Annotated in this window: 16 protein-coding genes and 3 tRNA genes; 3 read left to right on the top strand and 16 right to left on the bottom strand. The window is 62.8% G+C overall.

Translation table 11 applies throughout. The features are described from left to right. Window positions 1-52 precede the first annotated feature (52 nt). From nuoH to IB277_RS04380, 12 genes are all read right to left on the bottom strand, one after another. Window positions 53-1,096 (bottom strand): NADH-quinone oxidoreductase subunit NuoH, encoded by a 1,044-nt coding sequence (gene nuoH / locus IB277_RS04435; RefSeq protein WP_034803570.1) that lies wholly within the window; start codon window positions 1,094-1,096, stop codon window positions 53-55. Between the two features lie 20 nt (window positions 1,097-1,116). Further along, the gene (gene nuoG, locus IB277_RS04430; RefSeq protein WP_192370785.1) at window positions 1,117-3,198 is read right to left on the bottom strand and encodes an NADH-quinone oxidoreductase subunit NuoG; all 2,082 of its coding nucleotides are present in this window, start codon (window positions 3,196-3,198) and stop codon (window positions 1,117-1,119) included. 109 nt (window positions 3,199-3,307) lie between these two features. Further along, entirely contained in the window at window positions 3,308-3,958 is a 651-nt protein-coding gene (locus IB277_RS04425; RefSeq protein ID WP_110818450.1) for an NADH:ubiquinone oxidoreductase, read from the bottom strand. A gap of 7 nt (window positions 3,959-3,965) precedes the next feature. Beyond that, on the bottom strand, window positions 3,966-5,270 hold the full coding sequence (gene nuoF, locus IB277_RS04420; protein WP_057252325.1) for an NADH-quinone oxidoreductase subunit NuoF: 1,305 nt from the start codon (window positions 5,268-5,270) through the stop codon (window positions 3,966-3,968). 11 nt (window positions 5,271-5,281) lie between these two features. Continuing rightward, window positions 5,282-6,412: an NADH-quinone oxidoreductase subunit E gene (locus IB277_RS04415; RefSeq protein WP_090294524.1), complete on the bottom strand. Its 1,131-nt coding sequence runs from the start codon at window positions 6,410-6,412 to the stop codon at window positions 5,282-5,284. A 16-nt stretch (window positions 6,413-6,428) separates the two neighbouring features. Beyond that, window positions 6,429-6,686 carry a hypothetical protein gene (locus tag IB277_RS04410; protein ID WP_034803583.1) on the bottom strand — a complete coding sequence of 86 codons (258 nt, stop codon included), beginning with the start codon at window positions 6,684-6,686 and terminating at the stop codon, window positions 6,429-6,431. Beyond that, the gene (locus tag IB277_RS04405; protein ID WP_060522193.1) at window positions 6,686-7,876 is read right to left on the bottom strand and encodes an NADH-quinone oxidoreductase subunit D; all 1,191 of its coding nucleotides are present in this window, start codon (window positions 7,874-7,876) and stop codon (window positions 6,686-6,688) included. Before IB277_RS04405 ends, IB277_RS04410 begins: the two co-directional genes overlap by 1 nt. A 57-nt stretch (window positions 7,877-7,933) precedes the next feature. After that, window positions 7,934-8,539 (bottom strand): NADH-quinone oxidoreductase subunit C, encoded by a 606-nt coding sequence (locus IB277_RS04400; protein WP_034803588.1) that lies wholly within the window; start codon window positions 8,537-8,539, stop codon window positions 7,934-7,936. A gap of 18 nt (window positions 8,540-8,557) precedes the next feature. After that, window positions 8,558-9,136, bottom strand: coding sequence for an NADH-quinone oxidoreductase subunit B family protein (locus IB277_RS04395; RefSeq protein WP_034803591.1), 579 nt, complete (start codon window positions 9,134-9,136; stop codon window positions 8,558-8,560). Beyond that, window positions 9,127-9,492 (bottom strand): NADH-quinone oxidoreductase subunit A, encoded by a 366-nt coding sequence (locus IB277_RS04390; RefSeq protein WP_034803593.1) that lies wholly within the window; start codon window positions 9,490-9,492, stop codon window positions 9,127-9,129. Before IB277_RS04390 ends, IB277_RS04395 begins: the two co-directional genes overlap by 10 nt. A gap of 299 nt (window positions 9,493-9,791) precedes the next feature. After that, window positions 9,792-9,868 (bottom strand) — tRNA-Asp (locus tag IB277_RS04385). A 76-nt stretch (window positions 9,869-9,944) separates the two neighbouring features. Further along, a tRNA-Asp gene (locus tag IB277_RS04380) sits at window positions 9,945-10,021 on the bottom strand. Between the two features lie 458 nt (window positions 10,022-10,479). Here IB277_RS04380 and IB277_RS04375 point away from each other — a divergent pair. Further along, window positions 10,480-10,555: transfer RNA gene (locus IB277_RS04375), tRNA-Val, on the top strand. Window positions 10,556-10,766: 211 nt separating this feature from the next. On the opposite strand, the gene IB277_RS04370 is transcribed toward IB277_RS04375, so the two are convergent. The 3 genes from IB277_RS04370 to IB277_RS04360 form a co-directional block, all read right to left on the bottom strand. Then, window positions 10,767-11,165, bottom strand: a complete 399-nt coding sequence (locus IB277_RS04370) for a cupin domain-containing protein (protein WP_034803594.1) — start codon at window positions 11,163-11,165, stop codon at window positions 10,767-10,769. A gap of 87 nt (window positions 11,166-11,252) precedes the next feature. Beyond that, complete coding sequence (locus IB277_RS04365) at window positions 11,253-14,708, bottom strand: AAA family ATPase (RefSeq protein WP_090294526.1); 3,456 nt, start codon at window positions 14,706-14,708, stop codon at window positions 11,253-11,255. Then, entirely contained in the window at window positions 14,708-15,988 is a 1,281-nt protein-coding gene (locus IB277_RS04360) for an exonuclease SbcCD subunit D (protein WP_090294527.1), read from the bottom strand. The genes IB277_RS04365 and IB277_RS04360 overlap by 1 nt, the downstream gene beginning before the upstream one ends. Before the next feature lie 379 nt (window positions 15,989-16,367). Here IB277_RS04360 and IB277_RS04355 point away from each other — a divergent pair, with 379 nt between their 5' ends. After that, the gene (locus tag IB277_RS04355) at window positions 16,368-18,206 is read left to right on the top strand and encodes a methyl-accepting chemotaxis protein (protein ID WP_090294529.1); all 1,839 of its coding nucleotides are present in this window, start codon (window positions 16,368-16,370) and stop codon (window positions 18,204-18,206) included. Between the two features lie 228 nt (window positions 18,207-18,434). Beyond that, window positions 18,435-18,911 (top strand): MarR family winged helix-turn-helix transcriptional regulator, encoded by a 477-nt coding sequence (locus IB277_RS04350; protein WP_034803611.1) that lies wholly within the window; start codon window positions 18,435-18,437, stop codon window positions 18,909-18,911. A gap of 95 nt (window positions 18,912-19,006) precedes the next feature. Here IB277_RS04350 and IB277_RS04345 read toward each other — a convergent pair whose 3' ends face one another. Continuing rightward, complete coding sequence (locus tag IB277_RS04345) at window positions 19,007-21,214, bottom strand: esterase-like activity of phytase family protein (protein WP_176960268.1); 2,208 nt, start codon at window positions 21,212-21,214, stop codon at window positions 19,007-19,009. Between the last annotated feature and the right edge of the window lie 56 nt (window positions 21,215-21,270).

Below are 21,270 nucleotides of genomic sequence, written 5' to 3'. Positions count from 1 at the left end.
GAGTTGCCGGCCTGGGAGCGACCGGCGGTATGCTGCCAAACGTGAGCCATCGTCATGCGGCTCCCGTCAGCTTGAGAACGAACGCAGTGATCACGACCATTGCGAGAGAGATCGGCAGGAAAACCTTCCAGCCAAGACGCATCAGCTGGTCGTAGCGGTAACGCGGCACGAAGGCCTTCACCATCGCGAACATGAAGAACACGAAGGATGCCTTCAGCACGAACCAGATGATGCCGGGTACCCAGTTGAGGAACCAGACGTCCACCGGAGGCAGCCAGCCACCGAGGAACAGGATCGTCGTCAGCGCGCACATCAGGCAGATGGCGGCATATTCGCCGAGCATGAACATCATGTAAGGCGTGGAGCCGTACTCGACCATGAAGCCGGCGACGAGTTCGGATTCCGCTTCGGGAAGGTCGAAAGGCGGGCGGTTCGTTTCGGCCAGCGCCGAAATGAAGAACACGATGAACATCGGGAACAGCGCCAGCCAATGCCAGTCGAGGAACGACGCCGGCAGGCCGAGGTTGGTGCCGATGCCGCTCGACTGCGCGTTGACGATGTCCGTCAGGTTCAGCGAGCCGACGCAGAGCAGGACGGTGACGATAACGAAGCCGATCGAGACTTCGTAGGAGACCATCTGAGCTGCGGAGCGAAGCGCGCCGAGGAAGGGATATTTGGAGTTCGACGCCCAGCCGCCCATGATGATGCCATAAACTTCGAGAGAAGATATGGCGAACACGAAGAGGATGCCGACGTTGATGTTCGCGATCACCCAGCCGGCGTTGAGCGGGATCACGGCCCAAGCGGCGAGCGCCAGCGTCACGGAGACGAGCGGGGCTAGCAGAAAGATCGCCTTGTTGGCGCCGGCCGGGATAACCGGCTCCTTGAAGACGAACTTCAAAAGGTCGGCGAAGGACTGGAAAAGTCCCCAGGGGCCCACCACATTCGGACCACGGCGGAGCTGAACTGCAGCCCAGATCTTACGGTCTGCGAGCAGGATGTAGGCGATGAAAAGCAGCAGCGCGACCAGGAGCAGCAGCGACTGGGCGACCATGATGATCGCGGGCCAGACATAGGTCGAAACGAAAGCGTCCATGATACTCTATTCCCTCGCGCTCATTCCGCCGCAGCTTTGAAATTGTTGCGTGCCAAAGCCGAGCATTCGGCCATGACGGCGGATGCGCGCGCTATCGGGTTCGTCAAATAGAAGTCTTTGACCGGAGACGCAAACACGGATTTGCCCATCTCACCGGCTTTTTGACCAAGTGCGGCAATTTCGTCGCCGTTGCCGTTCGCGATCGCGTCGATATCGGCGAAATGCGGGTGGGCCGCATAGAGCTTCGAGCGCAATTCGCCAAGCGAATCAAAGGGCAGCTTCTTGCCGAGCACGTCGGAGAGCGCGCGGATGATCGCCCAGTCCTCGCGTGCGTCGCCCGGTGCGAAGCCGGCGCGGTTGCCGACCTGAACGCGGCCTTCGGTGTTGACCCAGGTGCCGGACTTTTCGGTGTAGGTCGCGCCCGGCAGGATGACGTCGGCGGCATGTGCGCCGTTGTCGCCGTGCGAGCCGATATAAACCGTGAAGCCGGACTTGCGTTCCGCAAGGTCGATCTCGTCAGCGCCGAGCAGGAAGAGAACGTCGGAGGCGGTGACCATATCGGCCGCCGTCTTGCCGTTCGCGCCCGGAACGAAGCCGAGGTCGAGACCACCGACGCGGGAAGCGGCCGTGTGAAGAACGGCAAAACCGTTCCACTCGGCGGTAACCGCACCGACGGCGCCTGCGAGCTTGGCGGCGGCAGAAAGAACGGCAGCGCCGCCCTCCCCTGCAACAGCACCCTGGCCGATGAGGATCATCGGGCGCTGCGCCTTCTTCAAGGTCGCTGCAAACTTGCCCTTGCCCGAGACGAGCTCGGCGAGCGTTTCGGTGCCGGCGCCGAGATACTCGTATTCGTAACGCAGTTCGCCCGGCTCGCCGATCACGGCGATCGGGAAGTTGCCCATGCGGTAGCGCTTGCGGATGCGAGCGTTGAGAACCGAAGCCTCAAAGCGCGGATTGGAGCCGATGATCAGCAGCGCGTCAGCGCTTTCGATGCCAGCGATCGTGGGGTTGAAGAGGTAGCTGGCGCGACCGAGCGACGGGTCGAGTGCGGCGCCATCCTGGCGGCAGTCGACACTCTCGGAGCCGAGCGCTGCGATCAGCTGCTTCAGCGCGTACATTTCTTCGACCGAAGCGAGGTCGCCGGCAATGCCGCCGATCTTGTCGCCGGAAGTCTGGGCGACGGCAGCCTTGACCGCCTGGAATGCTTCGCCCCACGTTGCCGGCTGCAGACGGCCGTCCTTCTTGACGTATGGACGATCGAGGCGCTGCGTCTTCAGGCCGTCCCAGATGAAGCGGCTCTTGTCGGAGATCCACTCTTCGTTGATGTCCTCGTTGACGCGCGGCATGATGCGCATGACTTCGCGGCCACGGGTATCGACGCGGATCGCCGAACCGAGCGCGTCCATCACGTCGATGGATTCGGTCTTGTTCAGCTCCCACGGACGGGCGGTGAAGGCAAACGGCTTCGAGGTCAGCGCACCGACCGGGCAGAGGTCAACAACGTTGCCCTGCAGCTCGGAGGTCATCGCCTGCTCGAGATAGGTGGTGATCTCGGCGTCTTCGCCGCGGCCGATCAGGCCAAGTTCGGCAATGCCGGCAACTTCGGTCGTGAAGCGAACGCAGCGCGTGCAGTGAATGCAGCGGTTCATCACGGTCTTGACGAGCGGGCCGATATACTTGTCTTCGACGGCGCGCTTGTTTTCCTGGTAGCGCGAGCTGTCGATACCGAAGGCCATGGCCTGGTCCTGCAGGTCGCATTCGCCGCCCTGGTCACAGATCGGGCAGTCGAGCGGATGGTTGATCAGCAGGAATTCCATCACGCCTTCGCGCGCCTTCTTGACCATCGGCGTGGTCGTGAAGACTTCCGGCGCTTCGCCGTTCGGGCCCGGACGGAGGTCGCGCACGCCCATGGCGCAGGAAGCGGCGGGCTTGGGCGGCCCTCCCTTCACCTCGATCAGACACATGCGGCAGTTGCCGGCGACCGAAAGCCGCTCGTGGAAACAGAAGCGCGGAACTTCAGCCCCGGCCTCTTCGCACGCCTGAAGCAGCGTGAAATGATCCGGTACCTCGATCTCTTTTCCGTCGACTTTCAGCTTTGCCATCTTCGTACTCAATCCTGTCTTCCGTCCGTCGGCCCATCGGCGACGCACAATTCCAACACAGCCTTGCTGCTTGCGGGCGATGGCCGTCCCCGGTCCCCGCCCTGTTGTCTCAAGCGCCTTTCAGCGCCTTGGCCTGTCCAACCCAATCGTCCCGCTTGATCCGCCCGCCGAAACCGAGTTCGTCGTCGAAGCGGGCGACATCCGCCTCGCTCCAACCGGCGATGTCGGCAAAGCCGCTGATGCCCTTCGCGTTCAGCACCTGCTCGAGCTTCGGGCCGATGCCGGAGATCCGCTTGAGGTCGTCGGTGGCTTTCGCCTTGGCGCGCGTCGCGCGAACCTTGACCACCTTTTGAGCGGCAACCTTCTCGACCACCGGCTTTGCGGCTGCGCGCTTGGCAGGTGCGGACGGCTTGGCGACCGGTTCCGGCTTTGCGTCGGCCTGCACCGTCTTTGCGACAACGGCAGTCGTCGTGTCAGACGATGCGGGCTCTGCCCGCTTCTGCGCCGCCTCGACGGCCCCTTGCATCGCGCCGATCATGGCGCCTGCAATCTGGGTCGTGAGACCGAAGCCGATCGCGGTCGCTGCTGCAACTGCGGCTGCCGGGTGAACCATCAGCGGATGCAGCGGCACCTGTGAAAGGCCCTTCATCCATTCGCCCATGCCGAACGGGTCGGCCGGATCGCCGCCAAGCGGACGTGCGAACGGAATGGCTGCTTCGGCCTGTCCCTTCATCTGTCCCTCTTCGCGTGCGCCGGCCATCGTCGGGTTACTCCGCCGCTTCCAGAACCGCGCCATGCGACGACGCATTGCGCGTATATTCGTCGATGCGCTTTTCCATTTCCGGACGGAAATGCTTGATCAGACCCTGGATCGGCCAGGCAGCTGCGTCGCCGAGCGCGCAGATCGTGTGGCCTTCCACCTGCTTGGTGACGTCGAACAGCATGTCGATTTCGCGCTTCTGGGCGCGGCCCTGAACCATGCGTTCCATGACGCGCATCATCCAGCCGGTGCCTTCGCGGCACGGCGTGCACTGACCGCAGCTCTCGTGCTTGTAGAAGGCCGAGAGACGCCAGATCGCCTTGATGATGTCGGTCGACCTGTCCATCACGATGACGGCGGCGGTTCCAAGACTGGAACCGACCTCGCGCAGACCGTCGAAATCCATGATCGCGTCCTTCATCTGCGCGCCGGGCACGCAAGGAACGGACGAACCGCCGGGAATGACGGCGAGCAGGTTGTCCCAGCCGCCGCGAATGCCGCCACAGTGCTTTTCGATCAGCTCATGGAACGGGATCGACATCGCGTCTTCGACCGTGCACGGGCGGTTGACGTGACCGGATACCGAATAGAGCTTGGTGCCGTGGTTGTTCGGGCGACCGAAACTCGTGTACCAGCCGGCGCCGCGGCGCAGGATCGTCGGGGTTACCGCGATCGACTCGACGTTGTTGACGGTCGTCGGGCAGCCGTAGAGGCCCATGTTGGCCGGGAACGGTGGCTTCAGGCGCGGCTGGCCCTTCTTGCCTTCAAGGCTTTCGAGCAGCGCCGTCTCTTCGCCACAGATGTAGGCGCCGGCACCATGGTGCACGTAGATGTCGATGTCGTAGCCGAGCTTGTTGTTCTTGCCGAGCAGGCCATAGGCGTAGCACTCGTCGATCGCCGCCTGCAGCGCCTCGCGCTCGCGGACGAATTCGCCGCGGACGTAGATGTAGGCGACATGGGCACCCATGGCGAAGCTGGCGATGACGCAGCCTTCGATCAGCGTATGCGGATCGTGACGCATGATGTCACGGTCCTTGCAGGTGCCGGGCTCGGACTCGTCGGCATTGACGACGAGGTAATGCGGACGGCCGTCGCTTTCCTTCGGCATGAAGGACCACTTGAGGCCCGTCGGGAAGCCGGCGCCGCCACGACCGCGAAGGCCGGAAGCCTTCACTTCGTTGACGATCCAGTCACGGCCCTTTTCGAGCAGCTGCTTGGTGCCGTCCCAGTGGCCGCGCGCCATGGCGCCCTTCAGGGACTTGTCCTTGAGGCCGTAGATATTGGTAAAGATGCGGTCTTCATCTCTGAGCATAATTCACCTCTTTACCGCGGCTTCTTGCCGAAGACCTTGATGTATTCGGCTTCGCCGCCCTTGGCGAGCGCCTTGGCCTGCTTGACCCAGTCGTCGCGTTCGATGCGGCCCTTGAAATTCAGGTATCCGTCGACCCACTCGCGCTCCGCCTTCTTCCACGAAGCAACTTGCGCGTAGGTGTAGATGCCCAGTTCGTTGAGCGTACCCTCGATCTTCGGACCGACGCCCGAGATCAGCTTGAGGTCGTCGGTCGCTGCCGGCTTCTCGATGCCGGCCGGACGGTTCTTGTCCTCCAGCGACGGCTTGACGGAAACGGCAGCAGCCTTGGCCGGCTTCGACTTGTCGACAGTGTCGCCTTCGACCTTGGCGTTGGCAGCGGCTTCCGCCTTTGCCGTCGCCGGGGTCTTCAGCGATGCGTCGGTCACGGCCGACGCGGTCTTGGCGCGGCCGGCATTCGACGGCGGCACGGAGACGGCCGGAGCATCGCTCACCTTCTTGGCGGCGCTGGCCGCAGCCTTGGCCGGAGCAGCATCCCCAAGCATGAGGGTCGTCGGGCCGCCTTCCGGAGCCGAATAGATGCGATCGATCTGCGGACCGGGGGTGACTTCAGCACCCTTGCCTGCTTCGAAACGGTCGATGATCTGCTCGAGCTGCTCGGGCGTCAGGTCTTCGAAGGTGTCCTTGAAGATCATGACCATCGGCGCGTTGACGCAGGCGCCCTGACATTCGACTTCTTCCCAGGAAAGCGTGCCACTCTCGTTCAGGGTGAAGGGATCATGGGCAATCTTGCTCTTGCAAACCTTGATCAGGTCTTCGGCGCCACGCAGCATGCAGGGCGTCGTACCGCAAACCTGAATGTGGGCGCGCGTGCCGACCGGCTTCAACTGGAACTGGGTGTAGAAGGTCGCAACTTCGAGCGCGCGGATGTACGGCATGCCGAGCATGTCCGCGATCGACTCGATGGCGGCCTTCGTGACCCAGCCGTCCTGGTCCTGAGCGCGCATCAACAACGGGATGACGGCAGACTGCTCACGACCCTTGGGGTACTTATTGATCGTTTCCTTCGCCCAGGCGGCGTTCTCCTTGCTGAAGGCAAAGCTCGCTGGCTGGACGGTGTCTTCGGCTAGTCGACGAACGGACATTCTAGTGGACACCTTATCAGTTAATCGAACCGCACCGCGATTTCGTCACCGAGACGAACTCACAGGCATAGGCTGACTGGTCTTTCTGCAAAAATACGATGTAGCGCGTGCCATTGGCGACCGCGGCCTTGATCTCGTAGCCCTTGGCAACGAGATCGGCCATCGAGCCCCCGCGCATGCCGCCCGACGTCGCGCCGCTTTCGACCTGCTCCTGTGCAGAAACGGTCGATGCAAGCGCGAGAAGAGCGAGCGTGGCCAGGGGCGCGAGACGCATCAGCGGTCCACCTCACCGAACACGATATCGAGGGAGCCCAGCACGGCCGAAACGTCGGCAAGCTGGTGTCCCCGACAGAGGAAATCCATCGCCTGCAGATGCGCATAACCTGGGGCACGGATCTTGCAGCGATAGGGCTTGTTGGTGCCGTCGGAGACGAGATAGACGCCGAATTCGCCCTTCGGCGCTTCGACGGCGGCGTAAACTTCGCCGGCCGGCACGTGGTAGCCTTCGGTATAGAGCTTGAAGTGGTGGATGAGCGCTTCCATCGAACGCTTCATCTCGCCGCGCTTCGGCGGAACGATCTTGCCGTCGAGCGACGAAACCGGGCCGACCTTGGCATCGCCGAGCAGGCGATCGACGCACTGGCGCATGATGCGGGCCGACTGGCGCATTTCGATCATACGGATCAGATAACGGTCGAAGCAGTCGCCGTTCTTGCCGATCGGGATATCGAACTCGAGATCCGAATAGCACTCATAGGGCTGCGAACGACGCAGGTCCCAGGCAGCGCCCGAGCCACGCACCATCACGCCCGAGAAGCCCCAGGCCCAGGCATCGTCGAGCTTGACGACGCCGATGTCGACGTTGCGCTGCTTGAAGATGCGGTTGCCGGTCAAGAGTTCGTCGATGTCGTCGACGGTCTTCAGGAACGGATCGATCCACTTGCCGATGTCTTCGACGAGTTCGTGCGGGAGGTCCTGGTGGACGCCGCCCGGACGGAAGTAGGCCGAGTGCATGCGCGCGCCGCAGGCACGCTCGTAGAACACCATCAGCTTTTCGCGCTCTTCAAAGCCCCAGAGCGGCGGCGTCAGCGCGCCGACGTCCATGGCCTGCGTCGTGACGTTCAGAAGATGCGAGAGGATGCGGCCGATTTCCGAATAGAGGACGCGGATGAGCTGGCCGCGGATCGGAACTTCGGTCGCCGTCAGCTTCTCGATCGCCAGCGCGTAGGCATGCTCCTGGTTCATCGGCGCCACATAGTCGAGGCGGTCGAAATAGGGCACGGCCTGCAGGTAGGTCTTGGTCTCGATCAGCTTTTCGGTACCGCGATGCAGCAGGCCGATATGCGGATCGACGCGCTCGACGATTTCGCCATCAAGCTCGAGCACCAGACGAAGAACGCCGTGCGCCGCCGGATGCTGCGGACCAAAGTTGATGTTGAAGTTGCGGACGTTATGTTCGGTCATACCGATTGCTCCAGGTCGGACGGCAGCCGTTCACCGGCTACCGCGGACCACTTAGTCTCACCGTGCTTTCGCCTTCTCGTCGCCGGGCAGCACGTAGTCCGTGCCTTCCCAGGGAGAGAGGAAGTCGAAGTTGCGGAATTCCTGCTTCAGTTCGACGGGTTCGTAGACGACGCGCTTTGCTTCGTCATCGTAACGCACCTCGACAAAACCGGTGACCGGGAAGTCCTTGCGCAGCGGATGTCCTTCGAAACCGTAGTCCGTCAGGATGCGACGCAGGTCAGGATGGCCGGTAAACAGGATGCCGTACATATCGTAGGCTTCGCGCTCGAACCAGTCGGCACCGGGATAGACCGGCGTTGCCGACGGAACCGGCTCGTTCTCGCCGGTTGCGACCTTGACGCGCACGCGCAGGTTCTGGCGCGGCGACAAGAGATGATAGACAACGTCGAAACGGTCCGGCCGCTGCGGCCAGTCGACGCCGCAGACATCGACGAAATTGACGAAGGCGCACTGCACATCGTCACGAAGGAACGTAAGCAGCGCGATCAGGTTCGCCGACGTCGTCGTCAGCGTCAGCTCGCCATAGGCCAGCGATGCGTCGGAGATCAGCGCACCGCGCGTTTCGCGCAGGTAGGACGCAAGCTCATTCAGGGCTTCACTCATATCAAAGACCCCCTGCCCTTAGCGCTCGATCGTGCCGGTCCGGCGGATCTTCTTCTGCAGCAGGAGCACGCCATAAAGCAGCGCTTCTGCCGTGGGAGGACAGCCTGGCACGTAGATGTCGACGGGAACGACGCGGTCGCAACCGCGAACAACCGAATAGGAATAGTGGTAGTAGCCGCCGCCATTGGCGCACGAACCCATCGAGATGACGTAACGCGGCTCCGGCATCTGGTCATAGACCTTGCGGAGCGCAGGCGCCATCTTGTTGGTCAGCGTGCCAGCGACGATCATGACGTCGGACTGGCGCGGCGAGGCGCGCGGCGCAAAACCGAAGCGTTCGGCGTCGTAGCGCGGCATGGACATCTGCATCATTTCGACCGCGCAGCAGGCGAGACCGAAGGTCATCCACATCAGCGAACCGGTACGGGCCCAATTGATGAGCTCGTCGGTCGAGGTGACCAGAAAACCCTTGTCGGCGAGCTCATTGTTGATCTCGCCGAAGAATGCATCATTGCTGCCAATCGGCTTGCCGGTGGAGGGATCGATGATCCCTTTCGGCTTGGGCGCAACGAGCGTGGTGCCGGAGGTCAGTTCCATTCCAGCGCTCCCTTCTTCCATTCATAGATAAAGCCGATCGTCAGCACTCCGAGGAAGACCATCATTGACCAGAAGCCGAACCAGCCCAATTCATGGAACGAAACCGCCCAAGGAAAGAGGAAGGCAACTTCGAGGTCGAAGATGATGAAGAGGATCGACACGAGATAGAAGCGGATGTCGAACTTCATGCGGGCGTCATCGAACGCATTGAAGCCGCACTCGTAGGCCGACAGCTTTTCCGAATCAGGAGCCTTGAAGGCGACGGCGAAGGGAGCAATCAGAAGCGCCACACCGATCACCAATGCGATTCCAATGAAAATCGCGATCGGAACGTAGGAACCGAGAAGTTCAGTCATTGTTATCCGTCCCTGCCTGCGGGAGGGCGCATGGGAGAGCGCCAGAACAACAAATCTCGCAGGCCGAAAAATATGTTGCAACGCCGGAGTGGTTAGCGCAGCCCGCGCCGTCGCGCAAGCCTTGAGGGGCCATTTAAACCGCTTCGCAACACAGGATCGGACGGGTGATACCGACAAAGCGCGGATTCGCAGGCCGACGCGAACTTTACGGTAAAACAAAGCGAGACGAGACAGATTGCCGCAGCGCACAATCCGGCCCTAGGGCCGGCGCAATTCACAGGAAGGACGGAGAGAAGAAATGGCGCGAGTGACGGGGCTCGAACCCGCGACCTCCGGCGTGACAGGCCGGCACTCTAACCGACTGAGCTACACCCGCGCATGATGACCGCGAACGATCATTAGTATCACCATCGGCCCTCGTTGAGAACGCCTAGGCAAATCCAGATCAAGAGTGGCGCGAGTGACGGGGCTCGAACCCGCGACCTCCGGCGTGACAGGCCGGCACTCTAACCGACTGAGCTACACCCGCATCATCTTGACTTGGTTGAGGCGTTTCCGCCCCGCATCGAGCAGCAGCGCCGTTCGATGAGCGGCTAACTAAGCGGTTCGGATTGGGGTGTCAAGCGTGTTTGAAGACAAATCCGTGACGGAGTGAAAATTGATCCACAGGGCGATAAAAGGATCGAAATCGGAATGGACCAATAGCGCCTGCCGCCACCGGCCCGCCGTCACCTATCCCAACACGCACTCGTCGATGCGCGTACACGGAGGCTGATTCCGGATTGCCTCCCCTCCCTCCCCCGTTCGCCGTTACCGAGGCGCCGTCCGCGCATTTTGTCCACAAGCACGAAGCCCGCAGTTTCAGGGTGTCGCGCAAGCGCCAACAAAAAAAATCATAAAAACGATACAAATGCTCTTGCGGTTTTTTTCGGTTACGCCTAGATCACGGCCACCGACGCGGCGGACTGATCCGGTCCAAACGCGGAAGGGCGATTAGCTCAGTTGGTAGAGCGCCTCGTTTACACCGAGGATGTCGGGAGTTCGAGTCTCTCATCGCCCACCATTTTCTCCCACAGAAAATAATCACCAAATCTGCTCAAATTGCTGTTCGCGTTTGCGATAGGCCTGCCGCTTCGAATTGCTTTGGCTTTAGAGCTCAGCCGTCAACAGTCGGGAATCAGGGATTCGACGGCCTCGATCGCGATACCCGCACCGTCAGCCTCGCCGGAGCAGCAAACCCGCCAAATCCCAACGTATCGATAGGCCCACCGGCGCTACCCGCCGCGATACTGCTCGTCGCTGACATGCTCCAGCCAATCCACAGCCTTGCCGTCGAGCGCTTCCTGAATCGCAAGATGCACCATGGCCGTATCGGGTGCTGCACCGTGCCAGTGCTTTTCGCCCGGCGGGAACCAGACGACATCGCCCATACGAATCTCTTGCACAGGGCCACCCCAGCTTTGCACGAGACCACGGCCGGCGGTGACAACCAGGGTCTGGCCGAGCGGGTGCGTATGCCAGGCCGTCCGAGCGCCGGGTTCGAAGGTGACGCTGACAGCGCGGACGCGCGCCGGGTCTGCGGCCTCGATCACCGGGTCCTGGCGTACCGTGCCAGTGAAGTATTCCGCCGGGGCGCGCATCGAAGGTCTCGATCCACCGGGTATGATGTCCATATCTCGTTCCTCCGATTTTCGTGTGTGGCGCTCGTCGTCAGCGAAAGTGCGCTACGGCGGACAGGCCCAACCTCGCCCGCGAGCCTATCATAACCTGTGGATTGTCACAGTCGGACAGGCCTCACGGGCGATCTCGCAAAGATGCTCGTGGTGCGTCAGATAGATCACCTGGCCGACGCGGGCCATTTCTGCCATCTGCTCGAAGGCGCGGCCGGCGCGGCCGTCGTCGAAGGTCTCCATGATGTCGTCGGCGATGAAGGGCAGCGATTCGCGCGCGGCTGCGATTTCGTGATAGCCGGCGATTCTGAGCGCCAGATAGAGCTGAAAGCGCGTGCCCTTGGAGAGATCCTTGGCAAGCTTCGACCCGCCGGCCGACGCATTGGCGATCAGGAACTCCTGTCCCCGGTCGGACTGCGCCGACAGGCCGGAATATTCTCCGCCGCTGATCCGGCTGAAGGTCTCCGACGCGCGCCGCATCATTGCGCTGCGATGCCGCTCGCGGAAAAGCCGGAGCGCGGTCTCGGCGGCGATGACGCCGGCGCGAAGCCGCAGATAGGCAAGCGCCTTGTTTTCGATGTCGAGCAGCAACGTCCGCCGCTTCTGTTCGAGTTCTGCGACCGTGTCGCCGCCTTCGACAGCCGCGAGCGCCTTTTCTCTTTCCCGCATCTCCGTATGCAGTTCACTGACGTCGCGGTCGCTTTGTTCGAGTGCGGCATCCAGCCGTGCCAGCTCCAGCCGCACCGCCGTGTCATCGAGTTCCGCGAGCAAAGCCTCCGCCTGCGTGCTCTCGGCGACATCAAGGCGGGAGGCAAGATCCGCCTCCGATTCGGCGATGCGTTCACGCAGGCGCTGCTGTTCCCGGCCGGCCTCGAATAGCTGCGCGGCCTCATCGAGCGTTTCGCAGTCGAAGAATTCAAGCACCTGCCGCCTGCGCGCCACATGGAGCTCCCGCTTCGCACAGGCGACACGCCGCTCTTCCTCCAGGCGGGCGATTTCGGCGAGGAAGGTTGCGCGGCGATCCGAAAGCCGCTGCGCCTCGGCGGCGCGCGTCTTCAACGTCATGTAGGTCGTCAGTGTGTCATCAGCGGCCGTCCCGCAGGCAAGCTCGGCAATGGCGCGGTCGAATTCAACCTGGTCCTTGCGCATGCCGGCGATGCGATATTCGAGGTCGGCCTTGCGCTGCGTCAGCTTATCGAGCTCCTGCAGGATCGCCAGCATCGGACCGGTCTGCTCTGGCGTCAGCGGTTCGCTCCGCGCGGCCAGCCAGCTTTTGGCAAGAAGTTCCGACCATTGTTCTTGCCACGCGTCCATCGCGTCTTCAGCCAGATCGAGCGCCGACTGCCGGCTTTCCAGAAGCGTTCGCGCCCGCTTTGCCGCCTCACGGGCTGCGTTGCGGGCGCCCTCCAGCGCACGCGCCTGCGACACCGCCTGCTCGGCGGCAAGGAGAAGGTTGTCGAGCCGCTCCGGCAGGCGTCCGCCGATATCTATAGCCGCAAGCTCCTCGCGCAAGCTGGCAATCGCTTCGGCCTCCTCGGAATGGGCGCGATCGAAATCCTGGCGCGCCGCGCGCAAATGCGCGCGCAGGTCCAGCGCCGCAAGCCGTGTGGTCAGCCAAGGCTCCAGTTGCGTCAGACGCATCACGCTAGGTAAGCCGCAGGCCAAGACGGCTGTTGCCAACACCTGCGCTTGCGTCGTCGCGTCGGCCAGAAATTGCTCCTCCTGCCGACGCAGCGTCGCGATGCGGGCACGCCGCTCGGCGATCGACAGCGACAAGCCGCGCATGTCGGCAAGCTGCGCCGTGTCCGCAAGGCGTCGCGCGGAAACCTCGTCGTCTTCGCTCATCACCTGCTCGAAGGCAGTGGCCGTTTCCAGAGCAAGCTCCGCCTTGTGCTGGCGCCACGCTTCATTGCGGCGCTGACGCAGTGCTGAGGCCGAGAAATCGTCCATCGTGCCGCCAACGGCGGACAGCCCGGCCAGCCGCGCCTCGTCCCCCGCCAGCAACTCCTGCTCGGCAGCGATGCGGTCGACGACTCGCAAATGCCGCTCCTCCTGGCTGGCAGCCGCCCTGTGCCAGGTCTCCAGCGTTGCCGGCGACGGAACGTCGAGCGCGAGAAGATCATCGGCTGTTCCGGCAAAGGGCCTCAGCAGCACGAGCTTGTCGGCGAGTTCCGCATCCAGCCGGTCGATGGCCTGTTGCGCCGCCTGCTTGCGCAGGACGAAGTCACTGCGCCGCAACAGCGACAGCTTTTCGGCAAGCCCGGAGACGTCCGCTGCCCCCTGCTCTTCGAGCCGCAGCAAATCGCCTTCAGCGTCCCGATCCGCTTCGACGGCGCTCTGCAGCTCCAGGCGCGCCGAAGCGACACGCTCGACGAGGGCCGAGTGCCGGCGCGCCAAATCCTGAAGCTGCGCGCCGGTCCCGGCCGCAAGTAAAAGCGACGCGGGATCGCGGTCGGCCGGTTCGCCGAGCCGCAACAGGCAGCCAAGAATTTCTGCCCCGGTCCGCGCCAGATCCTCCAATCGAGACGGCATGTCGCGCGCCGCGGTGACATAACGCGCATCAAGCGCGGTTTCCTGAAGCGCGGTCAGGCGCTCGATCAGGCAGAGGCCTTCCTTGTCGAGCGGCATTTCCTCGAGCGCATCGCGGCGATGCTGCATCTCGCTGTCGATCTGTCGTAGCCTGATCTCGGTCTCCGCCTCCTGGCGCCGAAGCGCCGGCAGTTCACTCGCCCACTCCGCTGGCGGTACCGGCAGCGGCGGAGCGCCCGCCAGTTCCGCACGGAGGGCGCGAAGCCTGCCGAAATGGGGCAACGCTTCGACCTCGGCTTTCAGGCGGGCCCGCGCCAGCCGCAACTCGGCTCGACGCGTGATCGCTTCGTCGTGGCGTTCACGCGCCTGCGTCAGCGTCTTGCGCAGCGCCGCATATTCGCGTGCATTGATATCGAGCGCATTGCGTTCGACCCTCAGGGCCTCAAGCTCGCCTTTCAGTTCCGCAAGCTGATGCTTGCGCGCCTGTGGCCGGTAGAAGCCGTCGGCCTGCCCGCGCAGGGCCGCAAGGATCGCCGTGCTGTCCGGCAGGCCCGAGCTCGCCGAAAACAGCAGTGACCCGAGTTCGCCCTCGCTTTTCAGGATCGCCTCGCCGCCCTTCTCGATGCTCTCGTCGTCCAGCGAGAACATCATCTGGTAGGTGTCGCGATCGATCGCGCCGAGCGCTCCGGAAAACGTGTTGTCGGGCAAGGGCTGGTCGTCGAGGCCGACCAGTGAATTCGTCTTTCTCTTGATGCGGAAGACCCGATCGCTGCGGCCGGCCGCTTCGATCGTGCCGCCCACGCGCATCGTCTGGTAAGGGTGCAGGAAGCCGTAGGGGCTCGAATGCTCGATGCCGAAGAGTAGGTCGAGAAAACCGGAAAACAGAGTCGATTTTCCAGCCTCGTTCGGGCCGTAGACGATGTGGAGGTCGGGAGTGCCGGGCACGCCATCGCCGAAGTCAAGGCGACGATCGGTAAACTTGCCGTAGCGGACGAGATCGAGCGCGCTGATCCGCATCAGTGGCCACCCTCGCCGGCGCCACCGCCATGAAGATGGGCGAGCACCTCGGCGGTTCCCGACACACCGGCTTCAAACGCCAGCCGCGCGACCGCCTCTTCGTCCGGCGCCAGCGATTGGCGAAGCTCGGGCGGAAGCTGTTGCAGGACGTCTTCCACGGCCGCCAGCACGTCCTGGCGAAACCCGTGCGCCGGCAAGACGTCCGCTTCGACGAGCGCCGCCAGCTCTTCGACGGGATCGAGCATGGCGCCCGGTTTTTCGGTCCGGGCGTTGCCGCAGGTGAGTTCGACCTTCTCGATCCAGCAGCCGGCGATGCCGGCGGCAATGTTGTCGATCTCCGCCCGCAACAGGTCCGCGTCACGGCGAAGGCGCCAGGCCAAGGGCGTCGCGCCGGCGAGCGTCAGACGCAGGATGACGTTCTCTGCCGCCGCTTCACCACAGGTGCGCGAAAGCGCCTGCCTGACGGCATCGAGCATGTCGCGCCATTCCGTGATGCCCGTCAGATCGACACGAAGGCGTTCGAAGCTGGCGATGCCGATCGCCCGCTCGGCAAGACTGACATGGCCGTCGTCGTCGACCGTGACGAACGACACGCTCTTCACGCCGACTTCATTGATGTCGCGACCCTGCGGCATACCCGGCATGACGATGAAGGGCTCCGCCGCGTGGACCTGCCGCTGGTGGATGTGGCCGAGTGCCCAGTAATCGAAGCCATGGGCAACGAGATCGGCGACGCTGCAGGGGGCATAGAGATCGTGACCCGCGGCACCTGCGAGGCTCGTGTGCAGCATGCCGATGTTCACCGCGCCGGGCACCGGCGGCTGGAAGGCCGGAAGCAGGCTTTCGGGCGCATGCGGGCTGGCGAAGCTTACGCCGTGCACATAGACGTCGCGACCGCTTGCCAGCGTCTTGGCGACCACCGCCTTTGCCCTGCCCTTGAAGACGTGGGCGGATGGCGGCAGGGTCAGTTCATTGGTGACCTGCGACTGGGCGTCGTGGTTGCCGCGGATGATGAAGACGCGGATGCCGTGTTCATCCAGCCGGCGCAGTTCCCGCCCGAGAAACAGGGCCGTGTTCATCGACGTCTGGCTGCCGTCATATAGATCGCCGGCAATCAGCAGGGCATCGGCCTCTTCGGCGATGCAGAGATCGACGATCTTGACCATAGCCTGCCGCGACGCCCCGCGCACGATCTCTGCGAGGTCGGCATTTCTAAGGGCGAGGCTGCGGAGAGGCGAATCGAGATGCAGGTCTGCGGTATGGACGAAACGGAAGGGCATGGCCGACCATGGCCGTCCCGCCACCGCCCGTCAATCAGCCGTCACACGTCATCCACTTGCGAAATGCGCAGGCTACCGGCAAGCATATTTCAGCCTGCTGAAGTAAAGGCGGCGCTAATACAAATGCGGTTGGCGGCGCTTGTTAACATCGTCTGTTCAAGACATCGCGGCGCTACCTGCAAATATCAGATTATACTCACTTTAATCGATTAGGGCTTTTGTAACATCTTGTTCGATAGGTTTGCCCCGGCTGCGTTTCAAGCGCGTCCAGGCACCGGAATGATTCCTGCTTCGGCTATCCGCTCCGTCATGACGATCAAGAGCCGGAATGACTTAATTCAAGTACAGTTTTACGGACGGCCGTCCTTCCGGGGGTACCATGTCACGGCTCAAGATTTCCCACACGCTTATTGCCCTTTTCCTCGTGGTCGCCGTTATCGTCTCGGCGCTTGCCGTTTCATCTCTCGGCGGCATCAAGATGATGAACGAGCGCAACAACGAGATCGCCACCACCTGGCTACCGCGCGTCTCGCTTTCACGCGCGCTCGAAACGCAGCTTTCCGATACCCGCATGGCGTTTGCCCGCCATCTGATTTCCCTGACGCCGTTTGAAAAGAAGGCAGCGGAAAAGGTCATCGGTGAGACCGTCGCAGGCTTCAACAAGCTCGCCGACGAATATTCGAGCCTGATGGTCACCGATGCCGACAAGGCGGCGCTCGACAATGTCCGGACTGCCTATCAGGCCTATCTCTCCGTCGCCGAAGGCATGGTCAAGCTCTCCAACAACCTCGAGAACATGAAGGCGCAGAGCGTCTTCAAGGTCGAGATGCGCGAGACCGAAGGCAAGGTCGACGAGGCGATCAAGGAAATGCGGGCGCTGAACCTCGCCGGCGCGGATGCCGCCGTTGCCGCAAGCTCGGCCACGCATGACCAGATCCGCATGATCGAGATCGGCGTCATCGCCCTTGCCGCCGTCATCGTGCTCGGCGCCATCCTCTATGCCGTGCGCGGCATCGCTCGCCCGATCCAGATCATCACCCGCTCGATGGCACGCCTTGCCGAAGGTGACACCGACAGCAGCATCCCCTATGGCGCCCGCAAGGACGAAATCGGCGAGATGGCCCGTGCAGTCGAGGTCTTCCGCCAGGCGGCGATCGCCAATCAGCATCTCGAAGCCGACGCCCAGACACAGCGCGCCAAGGCGGAAGCCGAGCGTCTGCGCGTGACGGAAGAAGCGGAAGCAGCAGCCCAGCGCCGCCTTCAGGAAGCCACCGCCGGTCTTGCGAGCGGCCTGCGCCGCCTTGCTTCGGGCGATCTCGCCTTCCAGCTCAACGAACCCTTCTCGCCCGATTTCGAGCAACTGCGTCACGACCTGAACCAGGCTGTCGCCCAGCTCGCCGACACGCTTGCCGCCGTCTCGTCAGCATCGGGCAACATCGACAGCGGTGCCCGTGAAGTCAGCCAGAGCGCCGACGACCTGTCGCGCCGGACCGAGCAGCAGGCAGCGTCGCTGGAAGAAACGGCGGCAGCACTCGACCAGATCACCGTCAATGTCGGCAATTCGTCAAAGCGCACCCACGAGGCCCGCAGCGTTGCCGGCCAGGCCAACGAAAGTGCCCGCAAGTCTGGCGCGATCGTGTCGGGCGCAGTCGATGCGATGGGCCGCATCGAGCATTCGTCGAGCCAGATCTCCAACATCATCGGCGTCATCGACGAGATCGCTTTCCAGACCAACCTGCTGGCGCTCAACGCCGGCGTCGAAGCAGCGCGTGCCGGTGATGCCGGTAAGGGTTTCGCCGTCGTCGCCCAGGAAGTGCGCGAGCTTGCCCAGCGCTCGGCCAACGCGGCCAAGGAGATCAAGGATCTGATCCGCAACTCCGCCGTTGAAGTCGAAAGCGGCGTCCGTCTCGTGCGCGAAACCGGCGAGGCTCTGCGCACGATCGAAGGCTTCATCGTCACGATCAACCAGCATATGGACGCGATCGCCGTCTCGGCACAGGAACAGTCCGCCGGGCTCTCCGAGGTCAATACGGCAGTCAACCAGATGGACCAGGTCACCCAGCAGAACGCGGCGATGGTCGAGGAAGCCAATGCGGCAAGCGCGACGCTTGCCCAGGAAGCCGGCCGTCTGCGCGAACTGATCGCGCGCTTCACGCTCGCCGAGGCTGGCGGTCACGGCTACGCCCAGTCGACCAACGGCGCGCGCTGGGCCGCCTGATCGCGATCGGAGGCGACGCGCAAGTCGTGTGACGCGCAAACGGTCGCCTGTCGCGAGAATTTCTTGCCGCATCAAGTGAAACGGCCGCCAGAAATGGCGGCCGTTTCTTTGTCGGCGATGGAGTTACCGTGAAACGCCGGAGGTTTGTGTCGACAAATGCGGCAATTATAACTATCACTAATGTTACTGCCATTTCACATGGCACCTCATGAAATTCCAGCGACGATCATGAAGAAGACATTTGAAGTTTCCGATAGACTGTTCGAGCTTTACCACCGGGTTCACCGGCTGGTGAACGAATCGATGACCGAGGAAGGCGTGTCGCTGGCGCGCAGCAAGTTCCTCTTCTTCCTCAGCAAGCTCGGCCCCTGTCGTTCGACCGACATCGCCTGTGCGCTGAACTTCGCGCCGCGCACCGTCACCGAAGCGATCGACGGCCTGGAGCGTGACCGCCTGGTCATGCGCAAGCCCGATCCTGAAGACCGGCGCGCCAAGATCGTCTCGATCACCGAAACGGGCCGCGTCGTACTGGAAGCCGCAGAGCATCCGCGCAAGCAGCTGCTCGAGGAGATCTTCTCGGCCCTCGACGACGAAGAACTCGACGCGCTCTTTGATATCGTCGGCAAGCTGGTCGACCGGACGGACGAGATCCGTAAGCGCAAGGATGAGGCCGAAGAGGCAGCGCAGATCGCGATCGCCCGCTAGGAGCGTTCTCGCTCGTCGCAAATCACAAGTGCCGAAACAGAAAGAGGCCGGGACGTCATGTCCCGGCCTCTCCCGTTTTCTCCGGGCGGTAACGCTTACATCGCGTTGATGGCGCCAATGGAGAAGAACAGGGTTTCGCCAGAGGAGTCGTCGACGCCGTCATTGTCGGTGACGACATAGCCGTTGCCGGCGGCATCGACGGTGAAGCCTTCGACCTTGTCGACGACGTAGCCATTCAGCGCCTTCAGTTCCGGAATGAGGTCACGAACCTCTTCCTTCTTGACGACGGGCAGTTCACCGCCAAGGGCAGCTGGCTTCAGTTCCGAGAGCGCAACGCGATAGATCGTCTTCAGCTTGGCAGCCTGACCGATCAGGTTGTCGCGCTCGATGACATAGGCATAGTCGCCGTGGACGGAAATTTCCGACAGACCAACCCAGCCGTCACCGGCCTTTTCGAGTGGGTAGCGCACGGCGCCCCATTCTTCGCTCTTCAGGTTGTAGGAGACGAGCTTGACGAAGCCCTTCTCGTCATCCTTCCATTCGCGCTGAACCGCCATCCACAGCGTCTGCTCGTCGCCTTCGCCTACAACGGTGATGCCTTCGAAGCCAAAGCGGGTTTCGCCGGCACGCAGCGCTTCCGGCAGGGCGATTTCCTTCTTGATCTCGCCCTTCTTGTTCACGTGGAAGATCGCGTGGCTGTAGAGCTTGTCGGAGTTGCCTTCCGACGCAAGCCAGAAGCCCCCTTCCCCGTCATTGGCGATGCCTTCGATGTCGAGCTTCTGCGCCGGTGCGCCATCGCGGGTGATGGCGAGCGCTTCGGTGATCAGCGCCGGCTTCTGGGTGGCGTCGATGGTGAAGATCGTGGGCTGCGACGAGTAGACCGAATCGTTGACGGCGCGCAGGAAGCCGGGCTTGTCGGCGACGGCAGCGAGACCGGAGAGTGCGCCGAAGCCGATCGGCAGGCCATCCTTCTCGGCGGAGCGGATCTGCGGATAGACCGCTTCGCCCTCGGCACGCTCATAGATCATCACGTGCGAGCGCGCGCCGCCGTCCTCGACGAGATCGACTTCGTTTGCGGTCGCAAAGAGATTGCGCGCGGGGATCGCGACGGCGCCTTCCGGCGAGATGCCCGACGGCAGGAGCTGCAGCAGCTCAGGCTCGGCGCCCGTATCCTTGTAGACGCCGACGATCGAGGCACGCTCGGACAGAACGAAGAACAGGTTGTCGTCACCGAACTTCGCCGCTTCCAGGCCCTCGGGCTCAACGCCCTTGGCCGAAGAGCGCTTCTCCGGATAGTGGCCGATGGCGGCAATCGCATGCTCCAAGCTCGCGCCCGATTCGAAGAGCACCTTGCCGGTGGTGTCGAAGATCGTGAAACCGCGCGAACCGCCTTCATAGTCGCCTTCGTTGGCAACAACGATGCGGTTGTCGTCGAGCCACTTCACCGCGTCGGGCTCGCGCTTGCGGCCCGGCTGCTCGTCCTTGAAGGCAATCGCGCCGTTGCGCTTGGTGTCGATGTTCTTGAGGTCGACCGTGCCGGCAGAGAAATGCGTCTTCACCGTTCCTGTCTTGCCGTCGATGATGACGATGTGGTTGTTCTCCTGCAGCGTCAGCGCGATCTCGTCCTTGCCGTTGAAGGAAACGAATTCCGGCTCCGGGTCTTCACCGGCGATTTCGGCAAGACCGGTCAGCGTCACGCGCTTCAGCGAACCGCAATCGGCAACACCATCCTTCAAAGACAAGATGACGAGGTCGCCGGCCGGCATCTGCGGGATCTTGCCGTCGTTCAGCTCTTCATCGCGCTCGTTCTCGATGGCGATGGCCGCCAGCGTGCGGTCCTTGTTGACGGCGATCGAATCCGGCTGGCCGCCGAGATCGCAGGTCGCATCGACTTTCTTCGAGGCCAGATCGACGATCGCAAGAAGCCCCGAAGGCTTGACGTAGCTTTCGCGCGTGTTGACCGCGACGAGTGCCTTTGCACCGGCGATGGTGACCGAGGTCGGCTCGCCGTCAAAAGAGACCGTGCCGGCTGCCTTCGGCGCCTTGGCATCGGTGATGTCGATCAGGCCGACGCGCTTGCCGGGGCTGTCGGAATAGACAAGCGTGTTGCCGTCTTCGCTGGCCGTGATGATTTCGGCAGATGTCGGCGCCTTGCGCGCATCGCCTTCCGGCAGGTTATCGGCAACAGCAAAGGATGCAATGCGGTTGAAGACGGGCTCGGCCGCCGCAGGAAATGCTGCGGATGCAAGAAGAACGGCCGCAAGCGCGGTCACGCGCGAAGTGATGGTCATGAAATCCCCCATGTGCGAACACTGAAAACATGGGGGTTCTGCGCGATGCCGATGACAGCCGAATGACA

Origin of the sequence: Ensifer sp. ENS07, assembly GCF_014852185.1 — a bacterium.
Classification (GTDB): Bacteria; Pseudomonadota; Alphaproteobacteria; order Rhizobiales; family Rhizobiaceae; genus Ensifer; species Ensifer adhaerens.
This window is presented reverse-complemented; position numbering and strand designations above follow the sequence as displayed.